The organism is Rhodopseudomonas rhenobacensis, assembly GCF_014203125.1.
GTDB lineage: Bacteria > Pseudomonadota > Alphaproteobacteria > Rhizobiales > Xanthobacteraceae > Rhodopseudomonas_A > Rhodopseudomonas_A rhenobacensis.
Window position 1 is genome coordinate 269,958 of record NZ_JACHIH010000004.1, and the last position, 16,656, is coordinate 286,613.

Here is a 16,656-nt window from a genome sequence, read left to right on the forward strand (position 1 = left end):
GGGAAGTAGCCTCGAATTCTCCAATGTCGGAAGGGCCCGTCAGTCAGGCGCAGCACCAATCGCTCACCGCGCGTTTCGTTCCGCCGCTGCGACCCGACGCCGCCTACGCGACCGGCAACGCCCGCTCCAACAGCCGGCGCGCCTGCGCGGCGTCCAAATCGACCGCGCCGTACATGGCGCCGTGCGACGGCGATAGCCGCGTCGCAGCAAAAAGCTCGGCGTGCGCGGGGTTCACGCCGTTCAAGGCGGCAGCGGCGGCGAGCTTCGCCAGCATCTCCACCGACAATCTTGCGACGCGTTCGCCGTCCGGGCGCTGGAAAGTCTTTGCGATGAAGGCGGCCGCCTGCTGCGCGCCCGAAAGGCCGCGGGTTTCCTCCACCAGATTCTGCAGCACGACGGCGGCGAGATCCGGCTCCCGCGACAATGCGCGCAGCACGTCGAGGCACATCACATTGCCGGAGCCTTCCCAGATCGCGTTGACCGGCGCCTCGCGGTAGAGCCGCGCCAAGACACCCTCCTCGACGTAGCCGTTGCCGCCGAGGCACTCCATCGCCTCATAAATGAACGGCGGCGCGCTCTTGCAGATCCAGTATTTGATCGCCGGCGTCAGCAGCCGCATCCAGGCCGCGGCGACCTCGTCGCTGCCGGCGCGATCGAACGCGGCGCACAGCCGCATCACCAGCGCCACCGAGGCCTCGACCTGCAGCGCCATGTCGGCGAGCACCGCCTGCATCAGCGGCTGATCGGCGAGCCGCTTCTGGAATACGCTGCGATGCCGCGCGTGATGCAGCGCCTGCGCCAAGCCGGCGCGCATGAAGCCGACCGACGAGATCGCGCAGTCCTGCCGGGTCAACTGCACCATCTCGATGATGGTGCGGATGCCGCGGCCCTCGCCGCCGACGCGCTGCGCGTAAGCGCCGGTGAACTCGACCTCGGAGGAGGCGTTGGAACGATTGCCGAGCTTGTCCTTCAGCCGCTGGAAATGCAGCGCGTTGACCGAACCGTCGGGCGTAAAGCGCGGTGTGAAGAAGCAGGTCAATCCGCCCTCGGCCTGCGCCAGCACCAGGAAGGCGTCGCTCATCGGCGCCGACATGAACCATTTGTGGCCGACCAGCCGATAGGCGTCGCCGTCGCGCTCGGCGCGCGTCGAGTTGGAGCGCACGTCGGTGCCGCCCTGCTTCTCGGTCATCCCCATGCCGAGCGTCATGCCGCGCTTCTCGTGCCACGGCTTGAAGCTCGCATCGTAACTACGCGTCGCGAGCACCGGCATCAGCTGCTGCAGCAGATCGGGCTGCGCGGCGAGCGCGCCGACCGCGGCGCGGGTCATGGTGATCGGGCACAGATGCCCGGACTCCACCGGCGCCGCCATGTAGAACTTCGCCGCGCGGATCACTTCGGAGGCGCCGCCGGCGGGCTTGCCCTCGGCCGTCCAGGTCGAGTTGTGCAGGCCGGCGCGCATGCTGGCCGCCATCACCTCGTGATAGGCCGGATGAAACTCGACCTCGTCGCGCCGCACGCCGCGGGCGTCGAAGCTTTTCAGCTTCGGCGTGTTCTCGTTGGCGAGCCGGCCGCGCGCCGCCATCTCGGCCGAGCCCCATTCGCGACCGAACTCCGACAACTCCGCAGTAGCCGATGCCCCACCATTTGCCGCCACGGCATCGGCAAGCGGCCGGTCGAGCGCGTAGAGATCGACGTCCTCGAACGGCGGTGACTGATTGTAGACGTCATGGGTGGCGAAGCTGGTCATGGCCATCATTTCCTGCCTGGCGTTTCTTATTGGTAGCGAAGCTGATCTGTCACGCTCCCGGCGCGGCCGTCTAGTCCCCGCGATGCCGCGGCACCGGAAAATCATACGCCGAAAGTCCGCTCATCCCGGGCCGCGAAAAATGCCACCATTCCTTGGCGTAGTTGACGAAGCCCTGTCGCGACATCGCCGCGTTCAGGGTCTCGCGCCAACGGCGTTGCTGCGGCGAGATCGCGCGCGACGCGGTGTGCGCCTTGGCATCGGAGCAATCATAGCCGGTGCCCATGTCGACGCTGGCTTCCGGCGCGCGTAGCGCCGCCGGCGCGGTGCAATCCGCATAGGCTTTGCCGGGATCGAACGCCGGCCCGCGCGGTGCGGCAAGATCGACCAGCGTCAGATCGACCGCGGCGCCGGTGGAGTGCCCGGAACGCTCGGCGATGTAGCCCAGCCGAAACAACTCCTGCTTGGAGAAGCCCGGATTGTAGCGACGCTCGGCGGCTGTCTCGCGGCCGTCCTGCGCCCACGCCACCATGTCGCGCGAGGCTCGCGCCGGGCGGTAGCAGTCCAGCATTTTCAGCGACAGATTTTGCGCCCGCAGACCACGCTGCACCTCGCGCAACGCCAAACCAACCGCGCGCTTGACGATGCATTCGGCGCCGTCATAGCCCTCGATCCGCCGGCCCATGAAATTGTTCGCCCCGGCATAGCGGATGTCCTGCTGAATGCTGGGATCGACCTCGCGCAAGAAGACGAAGTCGCCCGGCAGCGGCTGCGCCACCGCCGGAACCGCGGCGATGGCTGCAAGCAGTCCCACTCCAATCCGCGTCAATTTGCTCACGACACGCCTTTCCATCAATTGCGCTCGGCCGGCTCAAAATCCCGATGCCTGACTGACCGGGGGAAAACTCGAAGCCGCGCAAATCGCGCTTGCCCCCTCTGGGGTCTCTGCCTATAGCTCTCGCTTTAATGACCCCTGCACCGAAATCCAGCTTCGTCCTTGCGCACCGGCATCTGCTGGGCATCGAGGGACTTTCCGCCGCCGATATCACCGGCCTGCTCGACCTTTCCGAAGAATATGTCGAGCTGAACCGCCAGATCGACAAAAAGCGCACCAGTTTGCGCGGCCGCACCCAGGTCAATCTGTTCTTCGAGGCCTCGACCCGGACGCAGTCCTCGTTCGAGATCGCCGGTAAACGGCTCGGCGCCGACGTCATGAACATGTCGGTGGCGTCGTCCTCGATGCGCAAGGGCGAGACTTTGGTCGACACCGCGGTGACGCTGAACGCGATGCACCCCGACCTGTTGGTGGTGCGGCATCACGCCTCGGGCGCGGTGGAACTGTTGGCGCGCAAGGTCGACGGATCGGTGGTCAACGCCGGCGATGGCGCCCACGAACATCCGACGCAGGCGCTGCTCGACGCGCTGACCATCCGCCGCAACAAGGGCCGGCTGGAAGGCCTGACCATCGCGATTTGCGGCGACGTGATGCATTCGCGCGTCGCCCGCTCCAACATCCTGCTGCTGAATCTCATGGGCGCCCGGGTCCGCGTGGTGGCGCCGTCGACGCTGCTGCCGCCCGGCATCGAGCGGATGGGCGTCGAGGTGGCGCGCGACATGCGCGAGGGCCTCAACGGCGCCGACATCGTGATGATGTTGCGATTGCAGCGCGAGCGCATGAACGGCTCGTTCGTGCCCTCCTCGCAGGAATATTTCCAATATTTCGGCCTCGACCAGAAGAAGCTCGGCTACGCCAAGCCGGACGCGCTGGTGATGCATCCGGGGCCGATGAACCGCGGCGTGGAGATCGACTCCATCGTCGCCGACGGCGCGCAATCCCTGATCCGCGAACAAGTCGAGATGGGCGTAGCGGTCCGCATGGCCGTGCTGGAAGCGCTCGCGCGCAATTTGCCCAATGCGTAATGACATGCTGACAGACCGCCGCCCGATCCTGCTCGCCAACGCCCGCCTGATCGATCCCTCGCGCGACCACGACGGCATCGGCGACGTGCTGATCGCCGACGGCACCATTCGCGAGGCGCGCCGCGGCATCGGCGCCGCCGGCGTGCCGGAAGGCACCGACATCATCAATTGCGCCGGCAAGATCGTGGCGCCCGGCCTGATCGACATGCGCGCCTTCGTCGGCGAGCCCGGCGCCGGCCACCGCGAGACCTTCGCCTCGGCGAGCCAGGCCGCCGCCGCCGGCGGCATCACCACCATCATCTGCCAGCCCGACACCTCGCCGGCGATCGACAATTCCGCCACCGTGGACTTCGTGCTGCGGCGCGCCCGCGATACCGCGATCGTCAACATCCATCCGATGGCGGCGCTGACCAAGGATCTTGCCGGCCACGAGATGACCGAGATCGGGCTGCTGAAAGCCGCCGGCGCAGTCGCCTTCACCGATGGCGTCAGAAGCGTGATGGACGCCCAGGTGATGCGCCGCGCGCTGACCTATGCGCGCGACTTCGACGCGCTGATCGTGCATCACACCGAAGACCCCAATCTGGTCGGCGAAGGCGTGATGAACGAGGGCGAACTCGCCTCGCGGCTCGGGCTGATCGGGGTGCCTAACATCGCCGAAGCGGTGGTGCTGGAGCGCGACATGCGCCTCGTCGCCTTGACCGGCGGCCGCTACCACGCCGCCTCGATCACTTGCGTGGAATCCATCGACATCCTGCGCCGCGCACGCGACGCCGGGCTCAGGGTCACCGCCTCGGTCTCGATCAACCATCTGACGCTGAACGAAAACGACATCGGCCCCTATCGCTCGTTCCTGAAACTGTCGCCGCCGCTGCGCAGCGAGGACGACCGCCGGGCGCTGGTCGCCGCGGTCGCGTCGGGTCTTATCGACGTCATCATGTCCGACCACAATCCGCAGGACGTCGAGGTGAAGCGGCTGCCGTTCGCCGAGGCCGCCGCCGGCGCCATCGGCCTCGAGACCATGCTGCCCGCGGGCCTGCGGCTGATCCACGCCGGCGAACTGGATTACCTGACGCTGATCCGGGCGATGTCGACCAAGCCTGCGGAATTGCTCGGCCTGCCCGGCGGCACGCTGCGCGCCGGTAGCCCCGCCGACATCATCGTGATCGACGCCGACGTGCCCTGGGTGGTCGATCCCAACGAACTGAAATCGAAGTGCAAGAACACCCCGTTCGACGCGGCCAAATTCACCGGACGCGTCGCCCGCACCATCGTCGCCGGCCGCACCGTGTACGAACACGTCTGAGCGCGCCGCACACCCAAAGGTGAACACCGATGATCCTGATTGACATCGCCGCGCTGCTGATCGGCTACCTGCTCGGCTCGATCCCGTTCGGGCTGATCCTCACCCGGCTCGCCGGCACCCAGGATCTGCGTTCGATCGGCTCCGGCAATATCGGCGCCACCAACGTGCTGCGCACCGGCCGCAAGGGCCTCGCCGCCGCCACCCTGCTCGGCGACGCCTTGAAAGGCACCGTCGCGGTGCTGATCGCCGGCGCGTTCGGCGGTCCGGAGGCGGCGATGCTGGCCGCGCTCGGCGCCTTCCTCGGCCACCTGTTTCCGGTGTGGCTGAAATTCAAGGGCGGCAAAGGCGTCGCGGTCTATATCGGCGTGCTGCTCGGGCTGTTCTGGCCCGGCGCGATCGTGTTCTGCGTGCTGTGGCTCGCCACCGCCTTCACCGCGCGCTACTCATCGCTGTCGGCGCTGGTCGCCGCCTTCATCACCCCGATTTTCCTGTGGTGGTTCGGCCACCTGCAAATGGCGTCGCTGTTCGCGATCTTGACTCTGCTGTTGTTCTGGATGCACCGCGACAATATCAAGCGGCTGATGGCGGGGACGGAAGGCAAGATCGGCGAGAAGAAGTAGGAGCCGTAGGACCGTTCGAGCAGGCTTCAGAAATAGCGTTCGTAGATGTAGTCGTGATTGCCCACTGCAACAATTTCGAATTCCTGCGGGGCGACTTGCCGAAGCAGCACCCTTATCGAGTAGTTTGCCCGGATGGTAAAATAGCCTTTTCGGCTCTTCACTCGCTCAAAGTTGAGAGATTTCTGCTGTGGGTCCACGAGGAAACGCTCAAGTGCCGAAGTCGCATCTTCGGCATCCGATTTTGAGAGACGCTTAAGCGAACGCAGGAATGCTCCAGTTGGCCTTACGCGCATAGGCACTACGCAAGTTGGCTGCGGAGAAATGCCCCTAGTTTTTCTGGATCGCTAAACGACTCTGTCGGTTTTGTTTGTTCGAGCTCGGAATGCAAGGCCAGTAGGCCGTAATAGATATCGACGTGAGCGGCATGTTGCGCCACTCGGATCTTCTCAATTCTGCGCAATAATTTCCTCACAAACCTCCCGGTGCTCGCCGACAGCTTGGCAATCTGTTCAATTTTCTGCGCGACGCCTGAATTGCTGTGCAGCGGTTTGCTGAATGCTTCGATTCCTTCTTCCACAGCTTTCATGGCTGCAGAGAGGGCCCCCACTCCTGAGGGGGCTAATGGTTCGCCAACGGCTTGTCCTGAGACAACCGGAAACCGCTCCAGATTTGAGAGCCTCGAGATCGCGTTCGCGCGCCATGTAGCGGCGGCGATTTCGAACTGATCAACGGCCTTCTCAAGCCGCTTCACATCGTCGCCGACAAGCAGCGCGGCAAAGTCGACCGACGGCGCTGCGGTGAAGATATGTTCGAAACTATGGGCGGCGGTAACCATGGAACGACCCTTATGCCCCCTCATATAAGCACAAAATAGGTACTCGAAACCCGGGGGCATCGCCGGACTGACGCATCGTGAAGTCTGCCCGGAAGATTGCATACAGCTAAAAGTTGCGCAATGTTTCCGGTGGGGGACCTGCCGTGGACGCTGCCGACAACCAGACGACTCGCTTGACCGACGCGCAGCGGCTGGATTGGCTGCGGCTGATCCGTTCCGACAATGTCGGGCCGCGCACCTTTCGTTCGCTGATCAATCACTTCGGCTCGGCGCGCGCCGCGCTGGAGCGGCTGCCGGATCTGGCGCGGCGCGGCGGCGCCGCCCGTCCCGGCCGCATCGTCAGCGAGCATGAGGCCCACCTCGAACTCACCGCCAGCAAGCGGCTGGGCGTCAGCCTGGTGGCGCCGGGCGAAATCGGCTATCCGCCACGACTCGCCCTGATCGACGACGCGCCGCCGCTGCTCGGCATCCGCGGCGCGGCGGACGCCCTGATGCGGCCGATGATCGCCATCGTCGGCTCCCGCAACGCATCCGGCGCGGGGTTGAAGTTCGCAGGCCAACTGGCCCGCGAGCTCGGCAACGCCGGCTTCGTGATCGCCTCGGGGCTGGCCCGCGGCATCGATCAGGCGGCGCATCGCGCCAGTCTTGGCAGCGGCACGCTGGCGGCGCTGGCCGGCGGTCACGACAAGGTCTATCCGCCTGAGCACGATGAGTTGCTGGCCGCGATCCTCGACCAGGGTGGGGCTGCAATTTCGGAAATGCCGCTCGGCCACGTGCCGCGGGCGCGGGATTTTCCGCGCCGCAACCGGCTGATCTCCGGCGTGGCGCTCGGCGTCGCGGTGATCGAGGCGGCGTATCGCTCGGGCTCGCTGATCACCGCCCGGATCGCCGCCGAACAGGGCCGCGAAGTGTTCGCGGTGCCGGGCTCGCCGCTCGATCCGCGCGCCGCCGGCACCAACGACCTGATCAAGCAAGGCGCCCAGCTGATCACCGAGGCCGCCGATATCGTCAACGCGGTGGCACCGATCCAGGAGCGGCCGATCGAATTGCCGAGCCGCGAGCCCGACGAACCCGCCGCGATCGACGAGCCCGGCTGGGACGACCGCGCCCGCGTCACCGCTCTGCTCGGCCCGAGCCAGATCGGCCTCGACGATCTGGTGCGGCTCGCCAACGTCTCACCGGCAGTGGCGCGCACCGTGCTGTTGGAATTGGAGCTTGCCGGCCGGCTGGAGCGGCACGGCGGCGGGCTGGTGTCGCTGATCTGAACTACTCGGCCGAACGGCGGTCGAAGCTCTGCCGGGCCGCCTCGATATCGGGCAGATGCTGCTTGGCCCATTCGCCGAGCTCCTTGACCGTCGTGCTGAGGCCGCGGCCCAGATCGGTGAGTTCGTAGTCGACGCGCGGCGGCACGGTCGGAAACACCGTGCGGGTGACCAGGCCGTCGCGCTCCAGCCCGCGCAAGGTCAGCGTCAGCATCCGTTGCGAGATGCCGCCGATCATCCGCTTCAGTTCGTTGAAGCGCCGCGGCCGCTCGCCCAGCATCATGATCACCAGCACGCTCCATTTGTCGCCGACCCGCGACAGCACCGTGGCAACGCCGCGGCAGTCGTTGTGAAGCGCGTCGGGCGACGCGGTTACATCGCTGTGCCCAGGCAGATCGCTGTGCTCGAGTTTCAAAATAGTGCCTTCTTGTGCGGTTCTTTCAGTCACTCATAGTGCGTCAGTTACAAACCTATACCAAGGATGACGCCGATGAAACTGCTCCATATCGATTCCAGCGTGCTCGGGCCGCATTCGGTGAGCCGCCAGGTCTCCGCCGCCATCGTCGCCCGGCTGCGCGAGGCCAGCCCCGGGCTGGAGGTCACCTATCGCGACCTCGACGATAGCCCGCTCGCGCATCTGTCCGGCGCGCATCTGGCCGTCGCCCAGGGCGCGCCGGCTGCGCCCGAGCTGCAGGACGATTTGGCCGCCGGACAGCACGTGCTGGAGGAATTTCTGGCTGCCGACATCGTGGTGATCGGGGCGCCGATGTACAACTTCACCATTCCGACCCAGCTCAAGGCCTGGATCGACCGCATCCTGGTGGCCAGAAAGACGTTCAGTTACAGCGGCGGCGCCGTACAAGGTCTGGCGGGCGGCAAGCGGGTGATCATCGCAATATCGCGGGGCGGCTTCTACGGCCCCGACACGCCGATGGCGGTCGGCGAGCATCTGGAAAGCTATCTGCGCTTCGTGTTCGGGTTCATCGGGATTACCGCGCCGGAGATCATCGCGGCGGACGGCATCAAATTCAGCCCGGAACATCGCGAAAAGGCGATCGCATCGGCGCTGGCGGCTGTCACCACCCTGCAGGCGGCCTGAGCTGACAAACGCCGCCTCCGCGGCCAGGCGGCGGCGGCGAGTCATACAGGCTTATCGAAGCCGCCGCCAAAACCGGCGGCGGCCGGTAGAGTTCTAGCCGGCGGCGAACATCAGCTTCTCGGCGATCAGCAGCATCACCGAAATCAACAGGCCGCTGCCGCAGAACAGCGCCAGCGGCAGCAATTCGTCGCGGTCATGCGCGATCGCCTTGGCGACGCTGCGGGTCAGGGCGGGACGAGCGGTGTGTGACATATCAGTCTCCATTGTGCGTCCTGGTCGCGCTTCCGCCCAATGGAAATCCGCGGCGCTTGTGCCGCTTGGTTCAGCTCGATGGCTGATTGCTGATAATACCGCAGGTAACGCCGGCGCCGGCCGAGTGCAAGCCACAAGGATATGCGCGCGCAGCACGGCTGTACTCTGATTTCGCAGTGCAGCGAAGCGACCAACCGGACCCGTCCGTGGCGCACGCACCCGTCCATCGCAACGCAGCCGCTCGGCGCTATCGAGGATGCTCACCGCCATTATGCCGGCGGCGCTGCCGCACCAGTTCGGTCGCCTCCAGATGCGCCATTTCCAACAGGTACCCCAGCATGTCGAGCTGGTGGCGGCGCGCCAGCCGGGCCAGCTCACCGACCGCCGTGGCCAGATAATGCGCGGCCTCGTCCGGGCCGCCATCACCGCTTCGGGGACGAGATGGCAGGCGATCGCTTCCGCCGCTGGAGGCCATGGGTCATTCCTCTTGCCGGAAGCCACACTGGTTCCGCGAGCATCTTATAAACCTGCTACTTATACGTGTGCAACCTAGAGTGTATAAATTTGATCGATTCACCCATAAGTTCATGCCCCGGCTCGCGGCGATTTGACAGCGCGGTCCGCTGCACCCATGTTCGCCCCCAACCGGTCGGCGCGACTCTCGCGGAATCAGACCGCAGAAATCCCTGTAAACACCTGGAATGACATGAATATCGTCATTGTCGAGTCGCCTGCGAAGGCCAAGACGATCAACAAATATCTGGGCAGTTCCTACGAGGTGCTGGCCTCGTTCGGGCACGTCCGCGACCTTCCGGCGAAGAATGGCTCGGTGGATCCCGACGCCAATTTCCAGATGATCTGGGAGATCGATCCCAAGGCCGCCGGCCGGCTCAACGACATCGCCAAGGCGCTGAAGGGCGCCGACAAGCTGATCCTCGCAACCGACCCTGATCGCGAGGGGGAAGCGATCTCCTGGCACGTGCTGGAGGTGTTGAAGGAGAAGCGCGCGATCAAGGACCACACCATCGAGCGCGTGGTGTTCAACGCCATCACCAAACAGGCGGTGACCGAAGCGATGAAGAACCCGCGCCAGATCGACGGCGCGCTGGTCGACGCCTATATGGCGCGCCGCGCGCTGGACTATCTGGTCGGCTTCACCCTCTCTCCGGTGCTGTGGCGAAAACTGCCTGGTGCCCGCTCCGCCGGCCGTGTGCAATCGGTGGCGCTGCGGCTGGTCTGCGACCGCGAACTCGAGATCGAGAAATTCGTGCCGCGGGAATATTGGTCGCTGGTTGCGACCTTGACCACGCCGCGCGGCGAGAGCTTCGAAGCCCGGCTCACCGGCGCCGACGGCAAGAAGATCCAGCGGCTCGACATCGGCACCGGCGCCGAAGCCGAGGATTTCAAAAAGGCGATCGAGGCGGCGCTTTTCAACGTCGCCAGCGTCGAAGCCAAGCCGGCGCGGCGCAACCCCTACGCGCCGTTCACAACGTCCACGCTGCAGCAGGAAGCCAGCCGCAAGCTCGGCTTCGCCCCGGCGCACACCATGCGGATCGCGCAACGGTTGTATGAGGGCATCGACATCGGCGGCGAGACCACCGGCCTCATTACTTATATGCGTACCGACGGCGTGCAGATCGACTCCTCCGCCATCACCCAGGCCCGCCAGGTGATCGGCGAGGACTACGGCAAGCAATATGTTCCGGATGCGCCGCGGCAATACACCGCCAAGGCGAAGAACGCCCAGGAAGCCCATGAAGCGATCCGGCCGACCGACCTGTCGCGTCGCCCGTCCGCCCTGCGTGCCCGGCTCGACAACGACCAAATCCGGCTCTACGAGCTGATCTGGATCCGCACCATCGCGAGCCAAATGGAATCCGCCGAGTTGGAACGCACCACCGTGGAAATCGCCGCCAAGGCTGGCTCGCGCGTGCTGGAACTGCGCGCCACCGGCCAGGTGGTGAAGTTCGACGGCTTCCTCGCGGTCTATCAGGAAGGCCGCGACGACGACGGCGACGACGAGGATTCCCGCCGGCTGCCGATCATCAACCAGGGTGAAGACCTCAAGCGCAAGGACCTCGCCGTCACCCAACATTTCACCGAGCCGCCGCCGCGTTTCTCCGAAGCCTCCTTGGTGAAGCGGATGGAAGAGCTCGGCATCGGCCGGCCCTCGACCTACGCGTCGATCCTGCAGGTGTTGAAGGATCGCGGCTACGTCAAGCTCGAGAAGAAGCGGCTGCATGCCGAGGACAAGGGCCGCGTCGTGGTCGCGTTCCTGGAGAACTTCTTCGCCCGCTACGTCGAATACGACTTCACCGCGGCGCTGGAAGAAAACCTCGACCGGATCTCGAACAACGAGATTTCCTGGCAACAGGTGCTGCGCGATTTCTGGACCGACTTCATCGGCGCGGTCAACGACATCAAGGATCTGCGCGTCGCCCAGGTGCTGGACGCGCTCGACGACATGCTCGGCTCGCACATCTACGCGCCGCGCGACGACGGCGGCGATCCGCGGCAGTGCCCGAGCTGCGGCACCGGCAAATTGAACCTCAAGGCCGGCAAATTCGGCGCCTTCGTCGGCTGCAGCAACTATCCGGAATGCCGCTACACCCGCCCCTTGGCCGCAGATGGCGGCGGCGACGGCGACCGCATTCTCGGCAAGGACCCGGTGTCCGGCCTCGAAGTCGCGGTGAAGGCCGGCCGGTTCGGTCCCTATATCCAGCTCGGCGACGCCAAGGATTACGCCGAAGGCGAGAAGCCGAAACGCGCCGGGATTCCGAAGAACTCCTCGCCCGGCGACATGGAGCTCGAGCTGGCGCTGAAGCTGTTGTCGCTGCCGCGCGAAGTCGGCAAGCATCCGGAGACCGGCGAGCCGATCAAGGCCGGCATCGGCCGGTTCGGGCCCTATGTGCAGCATGAAAAGACCTATGCCAGCCTGGAGGCCGGCGACGAGGTGTTCGACATCGGGTTGAACCGCGCGGTGACGCTGATCGCCGAGAAGATTCTCAAAGGCCCGAGCAAGCGACGCTTCGGCGCCGATCCCGGCAAGCCGCTCGGCGAGCATCCCTCGCTCGGCACCGTCGCGGTGAAGGGCGGCCGCTATGGCGCTTACGTCACCGCCGGCGGCGTCAACGCCACGATTCCGAGCGACAAGACGCAGGAAAGCATCACCCTGCCGGAAGCCATCGCGCTGATCGACGAGCGCGCCGCCAAGGGCGGCGGCAAGCCGAAGAAAGCCGCGAAGAAAGCGCCCGCCAAGAAAGTCGCCAAACCCGACACCGACGCAGCGGCCGAGAAGAAAAAACCCGCCAAGAAAGCCGCGGCGAAGAAATCGGTGACCAAGCCGAAGGCCGACGGCGCCGCCGCCAGCGCGGCGCGCGCGCCGGCGAAAGCCAAGAGCTCGACCAAGACCGCCGCCGCCAAGAAGCCCGCGAAGCCGGCGGCAAAGAAATCCGCGGGCAAAGCCAACGGCTGATCATGTGAGCACGAAAAAGCGCGTCCCCAGCTTTCCCGATCGCGACGACCTCGTCGCGTTCATCCGCGCCCAGCCGGGCAAGGTCGGCACCCGCGAAATCGCCCGCGCGTTCGGCCTGAAGAACGAGGACCGCGTCGAGCTGAAGAGGGTGCTGCGCGACCTCGCCGACGCCGGCACCATCAAGCGTCGCGGCAAGACCGTGGCCGAGCCGGAGGCGCTGCCGCCGACGCTGATGGCCGACATCACCGCGCGCGACGCCGATGGCGAACTGATCGCCACGCCGACCGAGTGGGACGAACAGAGCGGCGAGCCGCCGAAGATCCGCATCCATGTGCCGCGCCGCGCTGCGCCCGGCACCGCGGCCGGCATCGGCGATCGCGCGCTGCTGCGCGTCGAGCCCGGTGCGGAGGCCTATCGCGCCCGCGTCATCAAAGTCGTCGATCACACCAAGGCCCGCATCCTCGGCATCTTCCGCGCGCTGCCGGGCGGCGGCGGTCGGCTGATTCCGGTCGACAAGAAACAGGTCGGCCGCGAGTTCAACATCGCCGCATCCGACGCCGGCGGCGCGCAGGACGGCGATCTGGTCAGCGTCGATCCGATCCGCACCCGCGGCTACGGCCTTGCGTCGGGCAAGGTGAAAGAGCGCTTGGGATCGCTCGCCACCGAGAAAGCGGTCAGCCTGATCGCGATCCACTCCCACGAGATCCCGCAGGAGTTTTCCGCAGCCGCGATCAGCGAAGCCGAGGCCGCCAAGCCCGCGACGCTGAAAGGCCGCGAGGACTGGCGCGAGCTGCCGCTGATCACCATCGATCCGCCGGACGCCAAGGACCACGACGACGCGGTGCACGCCGAGCCAGACCCTGATCCGAACAACAAGGGCGGCTACATCCTCCACGTCGCGATCGCCGACGTCGCCTACTACGTGCGGCCGCAATCGGCGCTCGATCGCGACGCACTTGTCCGCGGCAATTCGGTGTACTTCCCCGACCGCGTGGTGCCGATGCTGCCGGAGCGGATCTCCAACGATCTGTGTTCGCTGAAGCCGGGCGAAGCGCGCGGCGCGCTGGCCGTCCGCATCGTGATCGGCAACGACGGCCGCAAGCATTCGCACTCGTTCCACCGCATCCTGATGCGCTCGGCGGCGAAGCTGAGCTACGCGCAGGCGCAGGCCGCGATCGACGGCCGCCCCGACGATACGACGGGCCCCTTGCTCAAGCCGATCCTGCAGCCACTGTACGACGCCTACGCGGTGGTGAAGCGCGGCCGCGACGAGCGCGATCCTTTGGATCTCGATCTGCCGGAGCGCAAGATCCTGCTCAAGCAGGACGGCACCGTCGACCGCGTCATCGTGCCGGAGCGGCTCGACGCGCACAAGTTGATCGAGGAATTCATGATCCTCGCCAACGTCGCCGCAGCCGAGATGCTGGAGAAGAAGGCGCTGCCGCTGATCTACCGCGTGCACGATGAGCCCAGTCTCGAGAAGGTGCACAACCTCGTCGAATTCCTCAAGACCCTCGATCTGCCGTTCGCCAAGCAGGGCGCACTGCGGCCTGCGCTGTTCAACCGCGTGCTGGCGCAGGTCAAAGGCCACGACGCCGAGCCTCTGGTCAACGAGGTGGTGCTGCGCTCGCAGGCGCAAGCCGAATACGCCTCGGAGAACTACGGCCATTTCGGCTTGAACTTGCGCCGCTACGCGCATTTCACCTCGCCGATCCGCCGCTACGCCGATCTTGTGGTGCATCGCGCGCTGATCCGTGCGCTCAATCTCGGCGACGGCGCGCTGCCCGAGACCGAGACCGTGGAGACGCTCGCCGAAGTCGCGGCGCAGATCTCGGTCACCGAACGTCGCGCCATGAAGGCGGAACGCGAAACCACCGACCGGCTGATCGCGCATTTCCTCGCCGACCGCATCGGCGCCTCGTTCCAGGGCCGGATCTCCGGCGTCACCCGCGCCGGTCTGTTCGTCAAACTCGCCGACACCGGCGCCGACGGGCTGATCCCGATCCGCACCATCGGCAGCGAATACTTCAACTACGACGAAACCCGCCACGCGCTGATCGGAACGCGCTCGGGCACGATGTATCGGCTCGGCGACGTGGTCGACGTGCGCTTGGTGGAAGCCGCTCCGGTCGCCGGTGCGCTGCGGTTTGAACTGTTGGGCGACGGCGGCGTTGTTGCGGGCGGACGCCCGCGTCCCCATATTCGCTCTCGTGGGGCTGCGACGTCGGAACCGCGCAGCAAGGCCCATCCTGGACGCAGCCCGGGCAAGGCCAAGAAAGATAAGAAGACCAAGTCGCCGAAGGTGGACCGCAAGACCAAGATCAAGAAAGACAACGCCAAAGGCAGGAAACCCGGCAAGCCGAAGAAGGGCTGATCGATGAGCATCGACAACACCGTGGCGCGCCCCGTCCAACGCTGGAGCGCGGAGGTCATTGCGCCGGAAAAGCGCAACGTGTTCACCGCGATGAAGCGTGGCTTTTTCGGCCGCTGCCCGCGCTGCGGCGAAGGCAAGCTGTTCCGCGCCTTCCTCAAGGTCGACGATCATTGCTCGGAATGCCAACAGGACTTCACCCCGCACCGCGCCGACGATTTGCCGGCCTATCTGGTGATCGTCATCGTCGGCCATCTGGTGGTGCCGATCGTGCTGTGGATCGAGACCAATTATTCCCCCGCAGTGCCGCTGCAGCTGGCGATCTATCTGCCCGTGACGCTAGCGCTGTCGCTCGGTTTGCTGCAGCCGGTGAAGGGAGCGGTGGTCGGGCTGCAATGGGCGTTCCGGATGCACGGCTTCGACGACAATCCCTCTGGCGATATCCCCGCGGTCTAGCTAAAACCGCTGCGAGCGCAGCGGAGACGGCATGAGCGACACGGACAGCGTCGAGATCGAAGCCGATCAGCATCCCTATTTTCGCCCGAGAGACGCCGCGACCCTGATGCTGATCGATCGCTCCGGCGCGATCCCGAAAGTGCTGGTCGGCCGGCGCAACGCCAATGTGGTGTTCATGCCGGGCAAATTCGTGTTTCCCGGCGGCCGCGTCGACAAGACCGATTATCGCATTCCGGTGGCGGCGCCGATTCCTTCCGAACTCGAAGCCAAACTGTTGCAGGGCCGCCCCGCGATCAGCCCGGCGCGGGCCCGGGCGCTGGCGGTGGCGGCGATCCGCGAGGCCTGCGAGGAGACCGGGCTCTGCCTCGGCCGCAAGGCCGATGGGGCCGCGGCACTGGCCGGGCCATGGGCGCCGTTCGCGGAAGCCGGACTGCTGCCTGATCCATCGGGACTGTTCCTGATCGCCCGCGCCATCACCCCGCCCGGCCGGGTGCGGCGGTTCGATACCCGCTTCTTCACCGCCGACGCCTCGGCGATTGCGCACCGCGTCGAGGGGGTGATCCACCCCGAGGCAGAGCTGGTGGAGCTGGTGTGGGTCGAGATCGGCGCCACGCCGCTCGCCGGATTGCACCAGATGACCAAGCAGGTGCTCGGCGAACTGCAACGCCGCCTCGCCGCCGGTCCGCTGCGCCACGACGCAGCGGTGCCGTTCTTTCATCACAGCCGCGGCCGGATGCAGATGGACCGGCTCGGCTGAACGGTCAGGCGACATCGTCGCCGAGACCGGCGCGGCGGCGCGTCATCCGCGCCAGGAGTCGTCCGTGAACAATTCGGAAGCGCCTGATTTTTCGGGTTAATCGAGTTCGTGCAAGTCTTCGATTTTGCAGGAAAGCGGTGGGTTGACCGCGGTTTTCCTGCGTTTTGGGATTCTCATTTTGGGCGGTTTGTGATTCCTTTGGGCGGCGTTTTGCTGGCATGGAGGGGGCGATGAGCAAGCCGCGCGACGATCGTCAGGCCGAGATGTTCCGGCCGGCGCTGGAAGAGATCATCGATCTCGGGCATCCGTTGGTGCGGCTGGCGGCAGAGATCGACTGGGATTTCCTGGCCACGCGGTTTGGCGCGGTGTATCGGCCGGGGCCGGGCCAGCCGCCATTGCCGACCCGGCTGATCGCCGGCCTGTTGATCCTCAAGCACATGCACAATTTGAGCGACGAGGTGCTGTGCGCGCGTTGGGTGGAGAACCCGTATTTCCAGTTCTTCTGCGGCGAGGTGGTGTTCCGCCACGAGCTGCCGTTCGACCGCTCCTCGCTGAGCCG

16 protein-coding genes are annotated in these 16,656 nt (G+C 65.9%); 10 read left to right on the plus strand and 6 right to left on the minus strand.

From position 1 onward, the window contains the following. Positions 1-103 precede the first annotated feature (103 nt). Positions 104-1,753, minus strand: a complete 1,650-nt coding sequence (locus tag HNR60_RS06275; RefSeq protein ID WP_184255454.1) for an isovaleryl-CoA dehydrogenase — start codon at positions 1,751-1,753, stop codon at positions 104-106. 64 nt (positions 1,754-1,817) lie between these two features. Continuing rightward, positions 1,818-2,597 (minus strand): M15 family metallopeptidase, encoded by a 780-nt coding sequence (locus tag HNR60_RS06280; RefSeq protein ID WP_184255456.1) that lies wholly within the window; start codon positions 2,595-2,597, stop codon positions 1,818-1,820. A 113-nt stretch (positions 2,598-2,710) separates the two neighbouring features. Here HNR60_RS06280 and HNR60_RS06285 point away from each other — a divergent pair, with 113 nt between their 5' ends. The 3 genes from HNR60_RS06285 to plsY are packed head-to-tail and all read left to right on the plus strand — an operon-like array spanning position 2,711 to position 5,590. Then, the gene (locus tag HNR60_RS06285) at positions 2,711-3,664 is read left to right on the plus strand and encodes an aspartate carbamoyltransferase catalytic subunit (protein ID WP_184255458.1); all 954 of its coding nucleotides are present in this window, start codon (positions 2,711-2,713) and stop codon (positions 3,662-3,664) included. 4 nt (positions 3,665-3,668) lie between these two features. Beyond that, on the plus strand, positions 3,669-4,970 hold the full coding sequence (locus HNR60_RS06290) for a dihydroorotase (protein WP_184255460.1): 1,302 nt from the start codon (positions 3,669-3,671) through the stop codon (positions 4,968-4,970). A gap of 29 nt (positions 4,971-4,999) precedes the next feature. Next, positions 5,000-5,590 (plus strand): glycerol-3-phosphate 1-O-acyltransferase PlsY, encoded by a 591-nt coding sequence (gene plsY / locus HNR60_RS06295; protein ID WP_184255462.1) that lies wholly within the window; start codon positions 5,000-5,002, stop codon positions 5,588-5,590. Positions 5,591-5,888: 298 nt separating this feature from the next. Here plsY and HNR60_RS06300 read toward each other — a convergent pair whose 3' ends face one another. Continuing rightward, entirely contained in the window at positions 5,889-6,425 is a 537-nt protein-coding gene (locus HNR60_RS06300) for a hypothetical protein (protein ID WP_184255464.1), read from the minus strand. 143 nt (positions 6,426-6,568) lie between these two features. Between HNR60_RS06300 and dprA the strand changes: the two genes are divergently transcribed. Beyond that, on the plus strand, positions 6,569-7,690 hold the full coding sequence (dprA, locus tag HNR60_RS06305) for a DNA-processing protein DprA (RefSeq protein ID WP_184255466.1): 1,122 nt from the start codon (positions 6,569-6,571) through the stop codon (positions 7,688-7,690). A gap of 1 nt (position 7,691) precedes the next feature. Here the strand turns inward: dprA and HNR60_RS06310 are convergent, their stop codons facing one another. Then, positions 7,692-8,102: a winged helix-turn-helix transcriptional regulator gene (locus HNR60_RS06310; RefSeq protein WP_210313285.1), complete on the minus strand. Its 411-nt coding sequence runs from the start codon at positions 8,100-8,102 to the stop codon at positions 7,692-7,694. 75 nt (positions 8,103-8,177) lie between these two features. Here HNR60_RS06310 and HNR60_RS06315 point away from each other — a divergent pair, with 75 nt between their 5' ends. Then, positions 8,178-8,786, plus strand: a complete 609-nt coding sequence (locus tag HNR60_RS06315; protein WP_184255470.1) for an FMN-dependent NADH-azoreductase — start codon at positions 8,178-8,180, stop codon at positions 8,784-8,786. A 93-nt stretch (positions 8,787-8,879) separates the two neighbouring features. On the opposite strand, the gene HNR60_RS06320 is transcribed toward HNR60_RS06315, so the two are convergent. After that, complete coding sequence (locus tag HNR60_RS06320; RefSeq protein WP_184255472.1) at positions 8,880-9,038, minus strand: hypothetical protein; 159 nt, start codon at positions 9,036-9,038, stop codon at positions 8,880-8,882. A gap of 247 nt (positions 9,039-9,285) precedes the next feature. Continuing rightward, on the minus strand, positions 9,286-9,513 hold the full coding sequence (locus HNR60_RS06325) for a hypothetical protein (RefSeq protein ID WP_184255474.1): 228 nt from the start codon (positions 9,511-9,513) through the stop codon (positions 9,286-9,288). Between the two features lie 231 nt (positions 9,514-9,744). On the opposite strand from HNR60_RS06325, the gene topA reads away from it, so the two are divergent. The 5 genes from topA to HNR60_RS06350 all read left to right on the plus strand — a co-directional run. After that, a complete protein-coding gene (gene topA / locus HNR60_RS06330; protein WP_184255475.1) occupies positions 9,745-12,513 on the plus strand; it encodes a type I DNA topoisomerase in 2,769 nt (922 codons plus the stop codon). A 4-nt stretch (positions 12,514-12,517) separates the two neighbouring features. Beyond that, a complete protein-coding gene (rnr, locus tag HNR60_RS06335) occupies positions 12,518-14,887 on the plus strand; it encodes a ribonuclease R (RefSeq protein WP_184255477.1) in 2,370 nt (789 codons plus the stop codon). Between the two features lie 3 nt (positions 14,888-14,890). Continuing rightward, on the plus strand, positions 14,891-15,340 hold the full coding sequence (locus HNR60_RS06340; RefSeq protein WP_184255479.1) for a DUF983 domain-containing protein: 450 nt from the start codon (positions 14,891-14,893) through the stop codon (positions 15,338-15,340). A 31-nt stretch (positions 15,341-15,371) separates the two neighbouring features. After that, entirely contained in the window at positions 15,372-16,097 is a 726-nt protein-coding gene (locus HNR60_RS06345) for an NUDIX hydrolase (protein ID WP_184255482.1), read from the plus strand. Between the two features lie 230 nt (positions 16,098-16,327). Continuing rightward, the coding region (locus HNR60_RS06350) for a transposase (RefSeq protein ID WP_246432828.1) at positions 16,328-16,656 on the plus strand (329 nt) is incomplete at its 3' end.